The 19,241-nt window shown below is 41.0% G+C and carries 17 protein-coding genes; 3 read left to right on the top strand and 14 right to left on the bottom strand.

Annotation, left to right across the window (positions count from 1 at the left end; all coding sequences use genetic code 11):
* Nucleotides 1-40: 40 nt before the first annotated feature.
* The 14 genes from BLV53_RS12420 to BLV53_RS12355 form a co-directional block, all read right to left on the bottom strand.
* Complete coding sequence (locus BLV53_RS12420) at nt 41-1,462, bottom strand: aldehyde dehydrogenase family protein (RefSeq protein ID WP_090301343.1); 1,422 nt, start codon at nt 1,460-1,462, stop codon at nt 41-43.
* Nucleotides 1,463-1,519: 57 nt separating this feature from the next.
* Entirely contained in the window at nt 1,520-2,341 is an 822-nt protein-coding gene (gene eutJ, locus BLV53_RS12415) for an ethanolamine utilization protein EutJ (protein ID WP_090301341.1), read from the bottom strand.
* Nucleotides 2,342-2,354: 13 nt separating this feature from the next.
* The gene (pduL, locus tag BLV53_RS12410; RefSeq protein WP_442960182.1) at nt 2,355-2,951 is read right to left on the bottom strand and encodes a phosphate propanoyltransferase; all 597 of its coding nucleotides are present in this window, start codon (nt 2,949-2,951) and stop codon (nt 2,355-2,357) included.
* A 91-nt stretch (nt 2,952-3,042) separates the two neighbouring features.
* Entirely contained in the window at nt 3,043-4,233 is a 1,191-nt protein-coding gene (gene metK, locus BLV53_RS12405; protein WP_090301339.1) for a methionine adenosyltransferase, read from the bottom strand.
* Nucleotides 4,234-5,253 carry a response regulator gene (locus BLV53_RS12400; RefSeq protein WP_090301337.1) on the bottom strand — a complete coding sequence of 340 codons (1,020 nt, stop codon included), beginning with the start codon at nt 5,251-5,253 and terminating at the stop codon, nt 4,234-4,236.
* Complete coding sequence (locus BLV53_RS12395) at nt 5,228-6,568, bottom strand: sensor histidine kinase (RefSeq protein WP_090301335.1); 1,341 nt, start codon at nt 6,566-6,568, stop codon at nt 5,228-5,230. Before BLV53_RS12395 ends, BLV53_RS12400 begins: the two co-directional genes overlap by 26 nt.
* A 158-nt stretch (nt 6,569-6,726) precedes the next feature.
* Nucleotides 6,727-8,043, bottom strand: coding sequence for an aldehyde dehydrogenase (locus BLV53_RS12390; RefSeq protein WP_090301333.1), 1,317 nt, complete (start codon nt 8,041-8,043; stop codon nt 6,727-6,729).
* Nucleotides 8,044-8,054: 11 nt separating this feature from the next.
* Complete coding sequence (locus tag BLV53_RS12385; RefSeq protein ID WP_090301330.1) at nt 8,055-8,327, bottom strand: EutN/CcmL family microcompartment protein; 273 nt, start codon at nt 8,325-8,327, stop codon at nt 8,055-8,057.
* 3 nt (nt 8,328-8,330) lie between these two features.
* Nucleotides 8,331-8,942 carry a BMC domain-containing protein gene (locus BLV53_RS17600; protein ID WP_090301328.1) on the bottom strand — a complete coding sequence of 204 codons (612 nt, stop codon included), beginning with the start codon at nt 8,940-8,942 and terminating at the stop codon, nt 8,331-8,333.
* Nucleotides 8,943-8,946: 4 nt separating this feature from the next.
* Nucleotides 8,947-9,486, bottom strand: coding sequence for a hypothetical protein (locus BLV53_RS12375; RefSeq protein WP_090301326.1), 540 nt, complete (start codon nt 9,484-9,486; stop codon nt 8,947-8,949).
* Between the two features lie 27 nt (nt 9,487-9,513).
* Nucleotides 9,514-9,795, bottom strand: coding sequence for a propanediol utilization microcompartment protein PduA (gene pduA, locus BLV53_RS12370; RefSeq protein ID WP_090301324.1), 282 nt, complete (start codon nt 9,793-9,795; stop codon nt 9,514-9,516).
* Between the two features lie 46 nt (nt 9,796-9,841).
* Nucleotides 9,842-10,654 carry a propanediol utilization microcompartment protein PduB gene (gene pduB, locus BLV53_RS12365; protein WP_090301322.1) on the bottom strand — a complete coding sequence of 271 codons (813 nt, stop codon included), beginning with the start codon at nt 10,652-10,654 and terminating at the stop codon, nt 9,842-9,844.
* A 53-nt stretch (nt 10,655-10,707) separates the two neighbouring features.
* The gene (locus tag BLV53_RS12360) at nt 10,708-11,628 is read right to left on the bottom strand and encodes a glycyl-radical enzyme activating protein (protein ID WP_090301321.1); all 921 of its coding nucleotides are present in this window, start codon (nt 11,626-11,628) and stop codon (nt 10,708-10,710) included.
* Between the two features lie 23 nt (nt 11,629-11,651).
* Nucleotides 11,652-14,279 (bottom strand): glycyl radical protein, encoded by a 2,628-nt coding sequence (locus BLV53_RS12355; protein ID WP_090301319.1) that lies wholly within the window; start codon nt 14,277-14,279, stop codon nt 11,652-11,654.
* Between the two features lie 230 nt (nt 14,280-14,509).
* On the opposite strand from BLV53_RS12355, the gene nifJ reads away from it, so the two are divergent.
* From nifJ to BLV53_RS12340, 3 genes are all read left to right on the top strand, one after another.
* Nucleotides 14,510-17,752: a pyruvate:ferredoxin (flavodoxin) oxidoreductase gene (nifJ, locus tag BLV53_RS12350; protein ID WP_090301317.1), complete on the top strand. Its 3,243-nt coding sequence runs from the start codon at nt 14,510-14,512 to the stop codon at nt 17,750-17,752.
* A 13-nt stretch (nt 17,753-17,765) separates the two neighbouring features.
* Complete coding sequence (locus tag BLV53_RS12345) at nt 17,766-18,326, top strand: DJ-1/PfpI family protein (RefSeq protein WP_090301316.1); 561 nt, start codon at nt 17,766-17,768, stop codon at nt 18,324-18,326.
* Nucleotides 18,327-18,457: 131 nt separating this feature from the next.
* On the top strand, nt 18,458-19,240 hold the full coding sequence (locus BLV53_RS12340; protein WP_090301314.1) for a histidine phosphatase family protein: 783 nt from the start codon (nt 18,458-18,460) through the stop codon (nt 19,238-19,240).
* The last annotated feature ends 1 nt before the right edge of the window (nt 19,241 follow it).

The following is a 19,241-nucleotide window of genomic DNA, read 5'->3' as shown; positions in this document are numbered from 1 at the left end:
ACAGAATGCCCCAGATAAATAACTGGGGCATTCACCATTTTTATCTAATGTGTAGTGCGTCCGCCATAACACATTTTCTCTTTCTGCAGAAAGAACGGGCACTGGTAAGACCTTCGCCTGTAGGTCCTGCTATTGTAAATGTGGTATGACCTTCCCCACCAACGCCAATACCAGCATAGGATGGAGCGTTTTTAACAAAGATAGTTGTCTCAAGAAGCTTTGCCATCTTTGTAAGTTTTTCAACGTTTCTTGAATGCATCATTGCAGTGTGTCGATTTCCATGCTCTGCTTCATATGCATCATCGATAGCCTCATCAACATCATTGCATCTAACGATAGGAAGGATTGGCATCATCATTTCTTCAGTAACAAGATGATGATTTTTATTTGTCTCCATGATTATTACACGGATGTCATCACCAACCTGAATTCCAAGCTTATCTAATATATACTTGGCACTCTTTCCTACGAACTCTACCTTTGGGCCACCCTTTTCATTAGTAACCAAAGCGTCAAGCTTTTCAACCATCGCAGGATCCTTCATTTCATAAGCACCATTTTGCTTCATGCAATGAATAAGGTAGTCACAGATTTGATCAACAGCAAATACTTCCTTTTCAGCAATACAAGGAACATTGTTATCAAAAGAACATCCATCAACAATATCCTTTGCAGCCTTTTCAATATCTGCTGTCTCATCGACAACTACTGGTGGATTTCCAGCGCCAGCGCCGATTGCCTTTTTACCTGTTGACATAACCTTTCTAACTATAGAAGGGCCACCTGTTGCTACAAGCATACGAATCTTTGGATGCTCGCACATGGCATTCGTATTTTCGATAGATGGCTCCTTTACGGTAGTGATTAGATTTTTAGGAGCTCCAACTTCATCAAGAGCCTTATTTAACATCTGAATTAAAAGATGTGTAACCTTGGTAGCCCTAGGATGAGGACTAAATACAACAGTGTTTCCACCTGCTATCATTGAGATGGAATTGCAAATAACAGTCTCAGTAGGGTTTGTGGTTGGTGTGATAGCTCCTATTACACCAAATGGACAATACTCTATTAAAGTAAGACCATTATCACCTGTCTTGGCCTCTGTAATTAAATCCTCAGTACCTGGAGTTTTTTCAGCTGCTAGGCGGTTCTTTATAAGTTTATGCTCATATTTTCCTATTTCTGTTTCTTCTACAGAAAGCATGGAAATCATTTCAAGATTTGCTTTGTTAAGGACTGTGGCACGTATCGTATCTACGTATTTTTGACGCTGTGCCATGGTGGAATGAAGCAATTCCTTTTGAGCGATTACAGATGCTTCGATTGCACCATCCATGGTATCAAACACACCGTAGTTTCCAACAGGTCCATGAACCGTAACTGTTGGATAGCCGTTTTCCTTAGAAACGTCTGCGATTGCCTGACGCACCATTTTTTCTATAACATTTACATCGATGTCCATGTCTACTCTTCCTTTCTTTAATTATGGCTTCAAACCAGCCTTTCGACCGGTAAGAACCTAAGCGTCTTTCTCGCAATTCATTGCAATACCAAGTGGAGTAACAAGAAGTGGGTGATTAGATTTTATAGTTTTAATTCCAAGCTCTTTTTCGAATACAGAGGTGAATTCCTCAAAGCTGCAGGCTCCACCAACCACGTATACAGCTGGCACATCGTAATCACGAAGAAAGCCCTTTACTATGGAAGCCATCTTCTGGATTACCGGTTTTACGATAGGAAATACATCGGCCTCTTTGCTTGGATCCTTTTTAATTTTTTCTGCTTCTTCCATAGAAACATTGTAGTAGCCGGCAAGTACAAGGGACATGTGAGTTCCACCTGTAGGCTCATCCGCAGTGTAGATTACCTCGCCATCCTTGAGTATGCTTATACCTGTTGTGCCTCCACCTACATCAACTACTGCTCCGTCTCTAATGTCCAAAACAGTGGCTGCAGCGGTAGGCTCATCCACAATGTTTATTACGTCGAAGCCTGCTCCTTCAACTACATTTGAAATAGCTTTTACGCTTCCAGAAACAACTCCTGGTGGAATAGCGCAGGATGCCTCTGTCAATTCCTGACCAAGCAGTCCTTCAACCTGATTTTTTAGATTTTTAACAATTCTGATTGCCCCCATGTAGTCAACTACTATGCCATCCTTCACTACAGATGATGGGTAAGTAGCACCTGCAACAGGCTCGTTGTTTTCATCTACTACGGCAAGCACGATGTTTGCAGTTCCTAAGTCTACTCCTACCTTAAGTTTTCCTTCTGCTGAATTTGCTTTTTCATCCTCTACCAATCTAGCAAAGGAATCTAATACACCCTTTTCTATTATCACTTTAGTCTCTCCATTAATGTCTTCGTATTACAACGTAATCTTTGTTTTTAAGCGAGCAGGCATTTGCCTCGTCAATGTCTACATGCATTTCAAGTGCGAATTTATCCGACACTCTCACAAGCACATTTCCAAGAACTCCTGCTCTTTCGCCGAAGGTTTCTACCTCCACCACATCTTTATCCTTAAGACCCATTTTTGCCGCCTGCTCTGGAGTCATATGGATGTGACGAAGTGCGACGATAGTACCTCTTGGCATTTCAACTGAACCATTTGGTCCTATAAGAGTAACACCTGGTGTTCCATCGAGCTGACCGGACTCCTTGACGGGTGCCTTAACACCCAACTGAAAGCTATCTGTAAGAGAAATCTCCACCTGACTTTCCTTTCGGATGGGTCCAAGAATTCTTACATTTTTAAACTCTCCTTTTGGGCCTCTTACTGTAACGGTTTCATTACAAGCATATTGTCCCGGTTGTCCTAAATCTGCTTTTTTTGTAAGTTCATATCCCTTACCAAAAAGTGTATCTAAATCCTCTCTGGAAACATGGACATGACGGTTTGATACTCCGATAGGAATCTTAAAGTCATCAAAATCTTGAAGCTGAACCATAACATTTTTAACAATTTTTTGAATAAATTGCTCCTGATTCATCTGATTTGTTTCCATAAATACATTACTCCTATTTTGATAGGATACTTTGTTAGCATCTATTCAAAAGGCATGCATACTGTCCTGCAATGGCTTGCTGTCTAAGGCTTTCTACCATATCAAGCTTCTCCCAGCCAAAATCCTCATCTTCCCTGCCGAAATGCCCGTAGGAAGCTGTTTTTTGAAATTGTGGTTTTCTAAGAGAAAGCTTTTTTATCATGCCTGCCACGGTAAAATCAAATGATTTTTCCACAGCAGCTCTGATGATTTCAGAATCAATATGCTCAGTCCCAAAGGTTTCTATGTTAACAGCTTCTGGTTGAATCTGCCCTATCGCATATGCGATAGACACTTCACATTTATCAGCTAAATTTGCAGCGACTATATTTTTTGCCACGTATCTAGCCATATAAGCAGCTGTCCTGTCCACCTTTGTAGGGTCCTTTCCAGAAAAGGCTCCGCCACCATGTTTACCGATGCCACCATAGGTATCCACCATAATCTTACGGCCTGTAAGACCAGTGTCACCAAGTGGGCCACCAATGATAAACCTTCCTGTTGGATTGATTAAAATTTTGGTGTTTGGTGTTAACCTCTCGCCAAGAACTGGTGTTATAACCTCGTCCATCAAGGTGCTTTTTAAATAATCATAGGAAATTGAGGGATAGTGTTGAGCGCTAAGAACTACGCTCGTCAGAATATTTTCCCCGCTAACATTATCATATCCCACAGTCACTTGTGCTTTTCCATCAGGATAAAGCCAAGGAACAATACCTTCTTTTCTCACCTTGGCCAATCTTTTGACCAGGCGATGTGCCGCATCTATCGTGTACGGCATATAGTTTTTAGTTTCGTTGGTGGCATATCCATACATAATTCCCTGATCGCCACCGCCTATTTCTTCAGTACCATCAGCTTTGTTTACACCTAGTGCAATGTCTGCCGACTGTACATTAATATTTGTAAATATGAGGCAAGTGTTTCCATCTATTCCACTTTCCTCTGATGTGTATCCTATATCAAGCAGGATTTTTCTGGCTATATCCACTACATCAACCTGAGCTGATGTGGTAAGCTCCCCAGCTATCATCAGAGTATTTTTGGATGCCATGGTTTCAATTGCCACATGAGCCTTAGGGTCCTGAGCGATTACTGCATCTAAAATTCCGTCTGAAATCTGATCACAAACCTTATCAGGGTGCCCTTCGGTAACTGATTCCGAGGTTACGAAATGTTTTATCATTTATGCTGTACCTCTCTTGGTCTGAATAGATTTGCGATACTGTTGTACCGTTATTCTCTCGTATTTTTTAAAGACCTTACTGAAATAGTTACTTTCACTATATCCAAGTCTAAAAGCCACCTCAGCTACACTATCGTTTGTCAGGTAGAAATAGCCTTTAGCAAGATGCATTTTCCTGAGATGCAAATACTCCATCACGCTAACCTTAAACTGATTTTTGAAAATCCTGCTTAGATATCCTTGAGATATTGAGCAGCTTTCAATTATCTGATTAAGGCTTATATCGCTTCGAATATTTTCATCTATATACGTAAATACGTTTTGAAGTACCGGGTAACGTCTGATAGCTTCCTTTTCATATACATAGTTCAAAACCTTGAATAACCACATCTGTGCAATCATGGGCTCGCTGATAAGACACTCGTTCAGTGGGAAAATACTTTCCACATCTGATTTGCTATCCTCTGCCAACGCACTTTGTGCTATAAGTCGTTGTCCTACATATCTGAAAACCTCTACCAGTTTTTCATCATCACCACTGTACTTTTTATAAATCTTGCAAATAGGTTCATCCAAGCCGTAGTATAGTTGTCTGAAATCACCATTTTCTACCAATGCCTCAAATGCATTTAGATAATGACTAACTGAGCCCTCCTTCTCCTTTTTATAGGTATCAAGTAGCTCGGAAAGCACTTTCATTGACAAAGGTTTTAAAAGATATTCTTTTATTTGAAGCCTTACAGCTTCCTTTGCCAAATTAAAATTTTTATATGCACTCAGCAGATAGATGGTGGTCTCTAAGTCCTTTTCTCTAATGCTTTTAGCCACGTCCAATCCAGTAACACCAGGCATTAATATATCCATAATAATGATATCCGGATTAGTCTGCTCATATATTGTAAGCGCCTGACTGCCGGTCGCTGCTTCGCCACATACCTCAAAGCCGTCTATTTTATCAATCATGACTTTCAATGCGCGTCGCATTATGGAATCATCATCTACTATTAGAATCTGGAACATCGGCAACTACCCCTTCATCAAAATATCTTGGATACCTGATACAAGCTCTTCTGCCCCTGTTTTCCACTACCTCTGTAACAACATCATATTGCTTTCCAAAGAGTAGTCTCATACGTTTGCTGGCAGCCTCGACGCTTTGTAAGATACCATCACTGTATATACCTTCATCAAAGTGACCAAAGAACTTTTCTAGCTTATCATTGTTAATTCCAGGCCCTTCATCCTCAACGAAAATGACCACATCATCATCCACATATTGAACTGAGATTCTAACAGCACCTCCCTCTTCTTTAAGGGCCACACCATGTTCAACTGCCTGCTGTACAAAAGGCTGCAAGGTGTTTGCTGGAATATGCTGCATGCGAAGCTTCTCTGACACTTCAATTGAATAGTTCAGTCTGTCTTCATATCTCATTTTTTGAATTTTTAGATAGCGCTCTGCATTATCAAGCTCTTCCATCAAAGGCCATACGTTGTTTTTAGCCTTCATCATGGATTGAATGTATTCAATACAAACCATCAAAGCTTCGTTGGTCTCTGTTGCATTTTCGATAACAGAAAGATTTGCTATAGACGTGAGAGTATTTAAAACGAAACGACCATTATTGATATGTGAGATGTTTGAAATCTGCGTATCCTTCTGGCGTATTTGATATTTTAAATTTTGAATCTCACGTTCTAGCTCCTCAACCTTGCCGTTATCACTGTGAGTACGTTCCAATTTGGTCAACTCTGTTTCAGTCATTTGATTGATAATCATTGCTGCCAAATCGGCTATGTTGCAAAACTGTTCATAGGTGTGCTTAGATGCCTTTTTTCTAAGCTCTATGTCTATGCCACTCTCCTTTAAAAGATCTGGTTGACCTAAGATGTTTTCAAGTCTTACAACATTGGCTGGTGCATCCTCACACCAAACCTGTCCACCAATAAAACCTCCCAAATAATGTCCTCTTACAATAAGAGGAATGGCAACCTCCAATAGTCCACAAGGACAAAAATAGATGCTTGGTTTTTTCGTGATGGTAGCCTGAACTGCCCCATATGCATCCGAAGACCAACAACCTTGTTCTGTAAGCTTGTTTTTACGAACGCAATCACAAAACTCTGTGAAATAAGTGGATTCTGTAACTGGCTGGCCCTTGAAATCGACTGTTACAAAAGCAAGTCCTGTCACTTTAGAAATTCTTTCCTGAATTGCTTCGAGCTTTTCTTTGCCGAATAGATGTACAATGTCGAAATCCTTGAGATTGATTTCAACGTCTCCCCCCTCGTCAATCGATGGTTCTACCCTCGATTGTAGATACATTTTCTCCATACGGTTTTCCCCCTAAACCAATACTTCTAGTACTGATTATAGCACGCAAATTTAATTGCCTGCAATGAGTCCACCTGCTGAAAATCGGGGCGTCTAATTGTGCACATCTATATTAAAAATACCCTTTAAGCAACAATCAGGATTAAATTTCATTTCTTTTATCGAATAGAAAATCCATTTGTGAGCATGCATTTTCTTCTTCGTGTAAAGTGTCTGGCCGTTAGCACTCCCTCGCCAGTAGTATTTGCTACAGTCAAAGCAAAATAGTTATTAGGAATCAAAAGTCCTGAACCTGCTATACTTGGACCATTTTTTACAAACACTGCTGTCTGCAGTTTTTTTGCAGCCTCATTCAACCTGTCAATAGATGTGGAATGAATTGCTGCTGTGTGCTTATAGCCCTGTTCAATGTCAAGCATCATCTGTAATCCAGCCTCGTAGCTTGGCACTTTTACAAGTGGCAAAAGTGGAAGCCTCAACTCTTCTATTACGAATGGATGCTGATAAATTGTTTCAACCACTACAAGCTTTACATTTTCAGGATGTACAATTTGTGCTGCATCAAGAATTTCAACTGCTGATTTTCCTATCCATCTTCTTCTAGGCTTTAAATCTTCTCTGAGAAGAATGCTTGACAGCCGAAGCATTTGCTCCTGGTCCCTTATTACGTATGCTTCATTTTTCATAAAGCTTTCCTCAAGGGCTGTCACAATACTTTCAACTGCTACTATCGCCTTTTCGGATGTGTGAACTAGATTGTTATCAAAAGCTGCGCTGCTTACTATATCGTAGGCAGCCTTTTGAACATCTGCAGTTTCATCCACCAGCGCTACTGTGTTTGAAGCTCCTTCACCTATGACCTTTTTACCACAGGCAAGTGCCCCTTTTGTAGCTGCATCTCCTGCATTGCAGACAATCATGTCAATATCCGGATGACTCATCACTTCCTGTATCATGGAAATATTGCTTTCATCCAAGGCTACTACCAGATTGTCTATACCGCAGATTTCTACGATGGTATTGCTAATCAGGCTTGTCACATAATTTGAAGTTTTTACCGCTCTAGGGCTTGGACAGATAAAAACTGCATTCCCAGCCGCAAGCAGGCTTATCACATGATTAATGATAGAAGCTGCAGGGCTTGTTACAGGCTCTACCGTACATACCACACCAAATGCACTGAGCTCGTACAGCGTCATTCCCCTGTCCCCGGTTTTGACCTCTGTGATAAGGTCTTCAAGTCCAGGGGTTTTATTGATCGCTGCAATAAGTTTCTCCCGTTTATCTGGTATGTTGCCCATTGCGGTTTCTGTCACAGCCATTGTTGCAATTACATCAATATTTTCATTAAGCACTTTTCGGATCGCATCTATGATTTCCTCTCTATCCTCTAAGGATAGCTTGGAATATCTTTCAAATGCCATCTTCACTGAATAAATCGCATTATTGACTGATGAAAAAATTCCAACTTCCATAGTCTCTACCTTCACGCTCCAGATGTATCTACGCTATCAATGATTCCAATGACAGCCATATCGATAGTTTTATTGCGCTTGTTTTCCTCTACTCTTGTAGAAGAGCCTGTGGCACAGAGCACAAACTCTCCGATGCCACAGCCTACATAATCAACCGCAACTCTTTCCTGTTCAATATAGTTACCCTCGGCATCCACACGGCGAACTATCATCAGCTTTGTGCCTTCTAGCGATTCATCTTTTCTTGTTGCAACTACGTTGCCGATTACTTTTGCTAAAATCATTCGCTACTTCGTTCCTTTCTTTTTGGATGTCTTGGTCGTTCCTGTCTTCTTTGTGGAATCTGTTTTTGTAGAAGATTTTGCTGGTGCTTCCTTCTTTGAAGCTTCTGTTTTAGGTGGCTCCTGTGGTGTCTCAGGTTTTGTCTCAACCTTTTGCTCCACCTCTTGCTCTACCTTTTCAGTAGCTTCAGATTTTACCTCTGGTTTTACCTCAGTTTCGGCTTCTGCCTTAGGTTTTGGTTTCTCCTCTGCCTTTGGCTTCACTTCAGTTTTTGGCTCAACCTTTTTTCCCACTTCTTTTGGAAATACATCGTTATATCCATTTGAGCGCTGATACGGAACCTCCGGATTACAAAACACCGCTGCCATGCCATTTGCAGGTCTCGCGATGACAGATGCACTCACGAAATTTCCATATTTTATTCCTGCTGCTTTCGCTGCATCTACCGCTGCTTTAACAGCGCCAACATCACCTACAATCTTTACTGTCATGTAACCGCTTCCTCGGCTATTTTCAAGCTCTAACACTTTTACATTAGCCGCTTTAACCATTACATCAGCTACTTCGATAGCAGTTGAGATGCCTACTGTCTCCACAAGGCCTAATGCTTCTTGCATATTTTCACCTCTTTTCCGTATCTGAATCTAATTCTATTTCGATTCCATATTCCAAAAGTGTTCGAATATAACCTAGAACTATGTTTTGATAGCTTTCGGGTTCCTTGCCTGTAAATTTGGCAATTCCCCCTTTTGCTATCTTCACTTTTATGCCTTCTTCAAATGCTTTTTGAATAAGCATAACTTCATAGGTATCCGAAATACACAAGGCGCATTTAGCCAATACATCTCTTGGCATTGCCGGGAAAATGATACTTTCATATTTTGCCTGTGTTGCAAGCGCCTCCTTTGGAGTGACTATTTTATTTGCAAACTCACAGACTACTTTTCCAACTTCTTCAAATTCTAATTGTTCTTTTGAAATGACCACTGTCACATCTGAACTATTCTCACTTAAAGATTGAAGAACTGTTGAAAACCTATTAGCATCATATCCCGATAGAACAACCAACACCTTTTTCTTAGGCTGTTCTACTGTCAATTCCAAAGTAAGCTCCATGACCCGCTCTACCAGTTTTCTCAACTGTGCTTCAGTTAATTCCATGCGCCACCTCGAATCTTACGTATAATCCTAAGAAAGTGCCTTTGGAATAATCTTCTCTGTATCCATGTGTGGACGTGGAATAACGTGGATAGAAACAACCTCACCAACAGCTCTAGCTGCTGCTGCGCCTGCGTCTGTAGCTGCCTTAACAGCACCAACATCGCCACGAACCATAACTGTTACAAGTCCAGATCCGATTTTCTCATAGCCAACAAGTGAAACATTTGCTGCCTTTACCATAGCATCAGCTGCTTCGATAGCTCCAACTAAACCTCTTGTTTCAACCATTCCTAATGCATCTGCATTCATAGAAATACCTCCTTAAATAGAATTAAACATTGTTACACAGTATTTATTAAATGTATGGCTCAGTAGTAGACTTTGGTTCGTCACCAAGAGAGCCAAGGAGCTTCTTACCAACTTCGATGGCAGCACGTACAGCCTGACGAACTGCTCCAGAATCTCCTGTAAATGTAAGGATTACCTCGTTTGAGAAGCTTGTTCCACCATTTCCTGGTGAAGAATATCCAATAACCTCTACGTTGGCAGCCTTAACAGCTGTATCTGCAAGTACTGTACCAATAGCAGCAGGTCCGGCGCAGGTCATGCCCCATGCTTTTCCAAGAGTAGCGCCCATTGCTTTTTCTAAGCAGTAGCTTGCTCTTGCTGTGTACTGGAACTCCAGATGTCCTGCATCATTTCCGTATACGTCACCGAAATATTTTGGAAGTACGCTAAGTGCGATTTCAACGGCTCTTCTTGCATCAGAAACATCCTCTGCTCCGATTAAAATCAATGAACCGTGACCAGCGCCACCCTTGGTATCTCGTGGAAGCTCAACAGAGATAACTTCTGTATTTGTAGCCTTTACAGCTTCATCAACAGCCATAATCTGTGGGCCTGCTCCTGTACGTCCACCAACGATACCGATTGAACGGAATTTGCCAAGCTTCATTACCTCTGAAAGCATTGGGTCTACGCTTGCGATTACAAGACCAATTGTGTCTCCAATAGCAGTTCCAACAAACTCTGTCAGCCCTACACCATCACAAGCACATTCACAAGTCGGTGTTGTTGAAGATGCGCTGGCACTTGCAGATTTGCAACTGTTTGCAGCTAATTCATCAGAGACTTGCTTCATTACTTTCTCGATTAAATCCTGATTCATTTTCTTCCTCCATTCTTTTCTTTTTATAACTACTTAATAGCTATATTTTTTAGTTATCCAACCTTGCATTGAATGCCGGTTTTTTCTACCTGTTCCCTAAGAACGTTTATGTCGTCCCTATTCATCATGTGCAGTCCGTGAAGCTTATAATCACGTCCAAGCATCTTATATTTGTTTTCACCCATGGAATGGTAAGGCAAAAGATTTATTCCCATCAGATTTTGCTGATTAAGAGTCTTTGCAAACTCGGCAATCTTCAGGATATCCTCTCTCTTTTCATTTACTCCAGGTATAACAGGAACACGAACCATTATTTTGGTAATATCAGATATCAGCTTTACATTCTTTAAGATTTTTTCATTAGGTACGCCTGTGTACTGCTCATGGATTTTGGAATCCATGGACTTAACATCCGTCAGAGATAAATCTACGTGAGGTAAAACTTTTCTGATGATTTCCTCATCAGCATAACCCGTGGTTTCTATTGCTGTATTCCAGCCCTGTGCATGGGCTGCTTTCAATAGCTCAAGGGTAAATTCATGCTGAACCAGCGGTTCGCCGCCTGAAATGGTAAGGCCACCACCTGATCTTCTATATTGGCTTCCGTCCTTTTTAAGCTCCTTGATGACTTCTTCAACAGTCATCTTTTTGCCCTTCATAATGAGAGCACCGGCTGGACAAGCGATAGAGCATTCACCGCAACCTATGCATTTGGTGCGATCAATCAGTCCCTTATTACCGGAACCGATGGCACCCTGCTTACATACAGATTTACATATGCCACAGTGAATACATTCCAACTCGTTGTACATCACTACCGGTCTTAACAGCTGTGACTCAGGATTTGCACACCACTGACATCTCAAAGGACATCCATTTAAAAAGACTATGGTTCTTATTCCAGGGCCATCATTTACTGAAAAACGCTGGATATCAAATACCAGCCCTTCCTTGGCGTAATTAACTGGCTCCATAAAAACATCTCCTATCTGCAGAATTAATGTCCACAGCCACAGCCTCCGCTAAAGTTGTGCTCAGTACGCTCGATGATGTTATCCTGCACTTCTTTTGCAAGAGTTACGAAATGAGCACTGTATCCTGCAACACGAACTACAAGGTCCTTATGAAGCTCTGGATGCTGCTGTGCATCAATAAGTGTCTGCTTATCTATTACGTTGAACTGTACATGCATACCCTTGTGATCGAAGTAGCTTCGAACAACAGCTGCAAAGTTCTTTAAGCCCTCTTCACCAGCAACTGCTGATGGTGTGAACTTCTGGTTGTAAAGAGTTCCGTTTGAGAAATACTCATGATCAAGCTTAGCAACAGAGTTTGTAGCTGCTGTAGGACCACTTGTATCCTTACCTGCTCTAGGTGAAACACCGTCTGCAAGAGGTGTAGTAGCAAGACGACCATCTGGAAGAGCTGCAACATCCTTACCAAAGAGAACATTTGCAGATACTGGATAACAACCAGCCTGGAACTGTCCACCACGCGGATTTGTATATTTCTCAACCTCAGCACTGTAGATACGTGCAACTCTAGCTGAAACATAATCTGTCTCATCGATATCATTGCCGTACCACTCGGTTTTCTCCATGAGACGCTTGATTGCAAAGTAATCAACGTTTCCTGCTGGAGTAGCGCCGCCACATGCCATGAAGCTTCTGTTAACTTCATTTGTAACTGAAGCAAGGTCTACAGAACCGTTTGTTGTAAGGATACGCTTTACGATTTCGTATACCTTCTGTTCATCTGTCTGTCCACAGTTTGGTGCATTAAATGTAGCTGCAGGAGTAACTCCACAAGCTGCACGTGCAGCATCAAATGCCTTTTCAGCCTGAGTTGAGCTGTCAACTGGATAACCAAAGTTGTGATCCAAAGCTTCCTTAAGCTGAGCTACTGTAATCTCTTTATTTTCAAATACATGCTTCTGCATTGCATATGCTGAATCACCAACATCAACAACACCGAATGCCTGTGGGCCTGTGAAGTTGTAGATTGCTCCACCTTCTTCAACTGTCATACCTCTTCCGATACAATCATCAACAAGCGCTGAAAGGAATGGTAACTGGTCTCTTTCCATATGAGCTAAATCAACAGCATTATCAGCTTCTACAAGATGATATACGAAGTATTCCATCTGCTTTTTGAATGCTGTGAAGAAGTCTTCGATATTTGTCCAATCCTTCATTTCACCAGTTACAGGTCCAAGCTGCTTTCCGCCAACGCGTCCATTGTTCATGGTGATTTCCATAACCTTTGCTACATTGAAGAATGCTGCATCATGCCAGCCTTCTGTCTTGTGTGGGCACTGAGGCTCAACGCAACCGATGATACAGTAATTTCTCGCATCCTCTAGCTTAACGCCGCGGTTTACAAGTGCTGGAATGATAACTTCGTCGTTATACATAGCAGGAACACCCAGTCCTAAGCGGGCAAGCTCACATGCTCTGTAAAGGAATTCATCAGGTGTATTCTCATGTACACGAATTGAGAATGAAGGTGCTGGGAGGCGTACATGTGCGCATGCTTCCATACACATATAAGAAATATCATTTGTGATATCTCTACCGCACTCATCCTGTCCACCTACTCCAAGGTTCTGGAAGATAGCGTAACCAGCGAATGCCTGGTCTGAGATAGCATCTCTTGTTTTATTTAAATCATTAAGTTTTACCCAGATACAGTCGATAAGTTCCTGAGCAAAATCCTTAGTGATATTTTTGTCATCTCTGTAGAATGGATACATATATGTATCAAAACGTCCAGGAGAAATTGAGTGTCCACTTGACTCAATCTGGAGCATTAGCTGTACGAACCAGAAAGCCTGGCAAGCCTCGTAGAAGTTTGTTGCGCCATATTCTGGAACTCTGTCACAGTTAGAAGCAATCTGAAGAAGCTCTGCTTTTCTTGTAGGATTCATCTCCACTGCAGCCATCTCGCGAGCCTTGTCAGCGTAGCGATGTGCAAATTTAATTGCTGCTGTGTAGGTGATGATTACTGCATTGTAGAACTGCTGCTTTTTCATGTAGCTTGGATCCATACGGTCCATCTTTTCCATTGCATTGACAACTTCTTCGATGACACCTCTGAAGCCCTTTGTGATTACCTTGCCGTAGTCAACGCAAACGTGTCCAACGCCACCGTAATAGTAGTTACCAACGGTAAATACACCATTAGCCTGGCAATCCTTTGTCTCTTCTGACATGTAAGATGTAGCAAGGTCGCTAACAGTTTTACCTGGCCAGTAAAGGAATGCTTCATGAAGCTTTGCAGCAACATCCTTTGGAATTTTGAATGGGTCGGCCATTCTGGTCTCCATTGTGTCAAACTCAGCTTCTACCCAGTCGTATGAATACTCTGGTGCAATCTGACATGAACGTGGATGAACTGTAAGCGAACCAACGATTAATTCGTCATCACGAATTGTTACAGGAAGCTCTGTAAATAATTTCTCAGCTACCTTTGCGCGGCGCATTACATTAGACAGTCCCTCTGTCTCTTTAAAAGCCTGTGTCGCAAGAACTGCTCTCTCAGCCTCAACCTCTGGAAAAGCAGTAACGATGACATTTGCCAATCTTTTGATACGATCTGTAGGTTGGCTAAATCCCTTTTCTAACATTTCATTTACCCTCCTTTGTAGATAGTTCCCCCAAAAATACCTTGGTTTGTATCCATAGATTATCAAATTCAGGTTTTTCCTCGACAGAGGTTTTTCAGACATGTTTGGGTAAAATTCACACTTTGGACACAAGTTTGTTTTTTACCCATTCTGGTTTCGAAAAAATCTTTTTTAAGTAGTAATTTTCGTTTATTTTTAAATATACCTATAAGCAGATTAGGGGGAATAACATGCGAGAAAAGAGGACTCTGGATGGAAATGAAGCTGCTGCTTTAGTGGCTTATAAATTTACGGAAGCTGCATTTATATATCCTATTACGCCTTCTACTTCTATGGCTGAGAATGTAGAAAAATGGGCTTCATCAAACAGATTAAATCTTTTTGATGAACCAGTTGAGGTTGTACAGATGCAGTCGGAGGCCGGTGTGGCTGGCGCTATACATGGGGCTTTAGCCTGTGGTGCTCTTGCCACTACTTTCACAGCATCACAGGGTCTTCTTTTAATGCTCCCAAATCTGTATAAGATAGCAGCGGAACGTCTACCGGGAGTTTTCTATGTGGCTTCGAGAACTGTAGCCACCCATGCACTTTCCATATTTGGCGATCATTCTGATATTTATGCTATGCGACAGACGGGATGCACTATTATTTGCGCTGAGAGTGTGCAAATGGTGATGGATTTGGCTCCCGTTGCCCATTCTGCCGCTATTTCTGGAAGATTTCCTGTGATATTTTTCTTTGATGGATTTCGCACTTCGCACGAGGTGCAAAAAATAGATGTTTGGTCAGAGTCGGATTTAAAGGATTTTTTGGATGAAAATGATTTGGAAGTGGTTAGAAGCCATGGTTTAAATCCAAATAATCCTATATTGACAGGCTCCGCGCAAAACCCGGATATATATTTTCAGACTAGAGAAGCAAGTAATCTTTCATATATGCTTATGGCAGAAACTGTGAAAGCTAAGATGGAACTGGTGAATTCTAAAATAGGTACGGACTACGCACCATTCAACTATTATGGGGCTAAGGATGCTACTCATGTAGTAGTTGCCATGGGCTCTGTATGCGAAACGCTTACTGAAGTTGTGGATTATTTAAATAATAATGGTCATAAAGAAGGCGTATGCAAGGTCAGATTATATAGACCATTTTCTACGGATGACTTTATAAATTGTCTGCCTGAGACTATTTCCAAAATAAGTGTTTTGGACCGTGCCAAGGAAGCAGGCTCTATCGGTGAACCACTTTATCTTGACGTGTTGTCCGCTATTAATAATTCCAAGTTTGCAGGAATTAGTGTGTTCCATGGACGCTATGGACTAGCTTCAAAGGATACTACTCCAGCTCAGCTGATGTCTGTATTTTTTAACAAAACAAAGGCTGAATTTACAATTGGAATTGAAGATGATGTTACTTATTTATCGTTAGATGCTTATGAGGATTGTCGCGTGGATAGTAGCCTATATACCTGTTGCAAGTTTTGGGGACGTGGCGGTGATGGGCTGGTGAGTGCATGCAAAATTGCTGTTAAATTGATAGGTAATGAATTGGCCTATTATCCTCAGCTTTACTCAGAGTATGACTCTAGAAAAACCGGAGGACTTACTATATCGCATTTACGATATGGCACTTCAACTGTTCATGCTCCATATTTGGTAGGAAAAACTCATTTTGTATGTTGCTCACACTATGATGATTTAATGAAATATGATGTTGTGTCTGATTTATTGGCAGGAGGCACTCTTTTAGTTAATTGTTCGTTTAGTGATGAAGAAATGGCACAAAAGTTGCCTAGATATATAAAAACATACATAGTAGAAAAGGGTGTAAAAGTATTTGCGATTGATGCGAATTTGATTAGTAGAAGAGCTGACCTTTCAAATAGGACAAATATAGCGTTAATTTCTGCGTTTTTACATATTTCACAACTTTTTACTGACGAAGAGATAGAAAAATATTTGCCTGGATTATTTCAATCCGCATATGCGAATCAGTGTAGACCTACAGCGATTGAGAAAGCTATTGGGATGGCACTTAAAAATGTGCGACAGATGGATATCACTAGCAGGTGGATAGATGATATTTCAACGGATGATGACCTTGATGGTAGTCATGTTTTTTTGACCTGTCAAAATGATGTACTTCGTAAATACGTTACAGAAATACAAGCTCCAGTCAACTCTCACAAAGGCGACTCTCTTCCTGTCTCAAGCTTTTTATCTGTAGCAAATGGAGCAATTCCGCGAGGTACTACAGCTTTTGAAAAAACAAAAAATGCAAGATTTGTACCTTCCTGGAAGCCTGATGAATGTATTCAATGTAATCATTGTTCATTTGTATGTCCTCATGGGGCGATACGACCATTTGCACTTTCTGATGATGAAATCGCTAATGGACCAACGGGATTGAAAATCGTGCCTTTAAAAGGAGCTGATAAATACAGTTTTTCGATAAATATATCCGTGATGGACTGTACTGGCTGTGCAAGCTGCCTGAGTGTATGTCCAAAACGGGGTCAGGCACTGACCATGAAGCCACTAGCACAGGCCATGGAAAACCAAAAAGATTTTGAATACTGTACTTCCTTACCTCCTAAACCAGATATTTCAAAATATTTCCGCAAAACATCTGTCAAAGGAAGTCAGTTTAACCAGCCATTACTTGAGTTTTCCGGGGCCTGCAGTGGCTGTGGTGAAACGCCATATGCTAAATTATTAACCCAACTGTTTGGCGAAAAAATGTATATCGCAAATGCGACTGGGTGTTCATCAATTTGGGGCAACTCTGCACCTAATTCTGCATATTGCTCAAATTACTATGGAAAAGGGCCTGCTTGGTCTAACTCTTTGTTTGAGGATGCAGCCGAGTTTGGTTTTGGAATGTATAAAGCTACAGAAATCCTGTCTAAGAAAGGCTATATAGATGACAGATCCCATTGGATTTTTGGCGGTGACGGTTGGGCCTATGATATCGGCTATGGGGGATTGGAGCATGTACTTTCGAAAGGTGTAAATATTAATGTTTTAGTATTTGATACAGAAGTATATTCCAATACAGGAGGTCAGCTGTCTGGTGCTACACCGAAGGGGGCTAAAGTGAAATTTGCTTCTACCGGTAAGAAAACATCTAAAATTGATTTGGCATCCAGGTTCATGGCTCATAAGGATGTATATGTGGCATCTGTGGCCATGGGAGCTGATATGAACCAGTGCATTAAAGCAATGGTTGAAGCGGAAAGCTACCCTGGACCTTCAATAATTATTGCATATAGCCCTTGTATAGCCCATGGCATAAGAGGTTCTATGTCCCATTCACAGAGTGAACAAGCGTTGGCAGTAGAGTGTGGACATTGGAAGCTGTTCAGATATGACCCACGGCTATCACAAAAAGGGCTTGATCCTTACCAGGCCGATTCAACAGAGCCTACAAAGGACTACTCCGTATTTACAGGTAACGAATCCAGATTTTCATGAAAGGAAATAATTTATGAAGAAAATTTTGATGCTTTTAGGGGATTATGCAGAAGATTATGAAGTGATGGTGCCTTACCAAATATTGAAATTTGCCTGTTTTAATGTGGATTGTATTGCACCTGACAGGAAATCTGGTGATAAAATAAAAACTGCTATTCATGATTTCCTGGGAGATGCAACCTACAAGGAATCTGAAGGTCATCAATTTCTAATAAACAAGGATTTTGACAAGATTGCGCTGTCGGAATATGACGGATTATATATCACAGGCGGCAGGGCACCAGAATACCTGCGGCTCGATCCACGAGTTATAAACCTGGTTAAATTTTTTCATAACACAGGCAAACCTGTGGCAGCTATCTGTCACGGAATTCAAATACTTACAGCGGCTGATTTAGTGAGAGGTAAAAAGCTCACCTGCTATCCAGCAGTTGAACCTGAGGTAACCATGGCGGGAGGCACTTATGTAAATCTTCCTGATGACGAAGCTATTACCGATGGAATGCTAGTAACCTCTCCCGCATGGCCAGGCATCTATGCTTTGATGCAACAATTTATAAGATTAATATTCTAAATCCTATCCACACTTTATTTTAGGGAATGCGACAGCATTCCCTTTTTCTTGCTTGCTTTTTTTAGTGCTTTGTCTTAATGTGATTTAGAATGTAATATTTAAACCGTATTTATTTTTGAAAGGTATTTCATATGAAATTATTATTTATCAGACATGGTGACCCAGACTACGAAAATGACACTCTAACAGAAAAAGGCCATAGAGAAGCCCAGCTTCTAGCCGAATATATGAAGGATTTCAAAATAGATAAAGTCTATGTTTCCCCACTTGGTCGAGCTCAGGCTACAGCAGACTATGTGCTTAAAACTCTAGGCATTTCTGCTACAACTGTGGATTGGCTGAAGGAATTTCCTGGTATCGTAAATGCGAATATATCCGAAGATGTACGAAAAGCCTATGAAACGGAATTAGTTAAAGATGAGACCACTGGCCTATATCAACCTAGAATAATGTGGGATATGCTCCCATCCTATTTTGGAAATCATCCTGAATTGTTTGATGCCAAAGAATGGAGAAATTCACAATTATTTACAGGAAGTGACGTGTTATCAACATATGACAATGTCATAGCAGAATTTGATAACCTGCTTAAAGAAAACGGCTATGAGAAAAATGGTCTAACATATACCGTAAATACGAATAATGAAAAGACCATTGCATTCTTCTGCCATTACGGAATTACCAGTGTACTACTGTCCCATCTATGGAATGTATCACCGTTTGTTCCGCTTCAATTTACAGCATTAGCACCTACATCTATCACAGAAATAGCTACAGAAGAACGCCAGAAAGGGATTGCAATATTTAGAACCCTAAGACTTGGCGACATCAGCCATCTTTCTATAGGAAATGAAGAACCTTCGTTTTCTGCACGTTTCTGTGAGACATATGAGAATATGGAACAGAGGCATTAAA

The organism is Pseudobutyrivibrio sp. ACV-2 (assembly GCF_900107545.1).
Taxonomy (GTDB): Bacteria; Bacillota; Clostridia; order Lachnospirales; family Lachnospiraceae; genus Pseudobutyrivibrio.
Note: the sequence above shows the minus strand (reverse complement) of the source record. Positions and strands in the feature narration are given on the sequence as shown.

What these genes read in the sequence shown, in the direction of transcription:
- BLV53_RS12360 (WP_090301321.1), bottom strand. Translation starts at nt 11,628, where the DNA reads ATGGAGCCAGTTAATTACGCCAAGGAAGGGCTGGTATTTGATATCCAG.
- metK (WP_090301339.1), bottom strand. Translation starts at nt 4,233, where the DNA reads ATGATAAAACATTTCGTAACCTCGGAATCAGTTACCGAAGGGCACCCT.
- BLV53_RS12385 (WP_090301330.1), bottom strand. Translation starts at nt 8,327, where the DNA reads ATGATTTTAGCAAAAGTAATCGGCAACGTAGTTGCAACAAGAAAAGAT.
- BLV53_RS12340 (WP_090301314.1), top strand. Translation starts at nt 18,458, where the DNA reads ATGAAATTATTATTTATCAGACATGGTGACCCAGACTACGAAAATGAC.
- nifJ (WP_090301317.1), top strand. Translation starts at nt 14,510, where the DNA reads ATGCGAGAAAAGAGGACTCTGGATGGAAATGAAGCTGCTGCTTTAGTG.
- BLV53_RS12355 (WP_090301319.1), bottom strand. Translation starts at nt 14,279, where the DNA reads ATGTTAGAAAAGGGATTTAGCCAACCTACAGATCGTATCAAAAGATTG.
- BLV53_RS12420 (WP_090301343.1), bottom strand. Translation starts at nt 1,462, where the DNA reads ATGGACATCGATGTAAATGTTATAGAAAAAATGGTGCGTCAGGCAATC.
- BLV53_RS12395 (WP_090301335.1), bottom strand. Translation starts at nt 6,568, where the DNA reads ATGGAGAAAATGTATCTACAATCGAGGGTAGAACCATCGATTGACGAG.
- BLV53_RS12390 (WP_090301333.1), bottom strand. Translation starts at nt 8,043, where the DNA reads ATGGAAGTTGGAATTTTTTCATCAGTCAATAATGCGATTTATTCAGTG.
- pduL (WP_442960182.1), bottom strand. Translation starts at nt 2,951, where the DNA reads ATGGTTCAGCTTCAAGATTTTGATGACTTTAAGATTCCTATCGGAGTA.
- pduA (WP_090301324.1), bottom strand. Translation starts at nt 9,795, where the DNA reads ATGAATGCAGATGCATTAGGAATGGTTGAAACAAGAGGTTTAGTTGGA.
- BLV53_RS12375 (WP_090301326.1), bottom strand. Translation starts at nt 9,486, where the DNA reads ATGGAATTAACTGAAGCACAGTTGAGAAAACTGGTAGAGCGGGTCATG.
- BLV53_RS12400 (WP_090301337.1), bottom strand. Translation starts at nt 5,253, where the DNA reads ATGTTCCAGATTCTAATAGTAGATGATGATTCCATAATGCGACGCGCA.
- pduB (WP_090301322.1), bottom strand. Translation starts at nt 10,654, where the DNA reads ATGAATCAGGATTTAATCGAGAAAGTAATGAAGCAAGTCTCTGATGAA.
- BLV53_RS12345 (WP_090301316.1), top strand. Translation starts at nt 17,766, where the DNA reads ATGAAGAAAATTTTGATGCTTTTAGGGGATTATGCAGAAGATTATGAA.
- BLV53_RS17600 (WP_090301328.1), bottom strand. Translation starts at nt 8,942, where the DNA reads ATGCAAGAAGCATTAGGCCTTGTGGAGACAGTAGGCATCTCAACTGCT.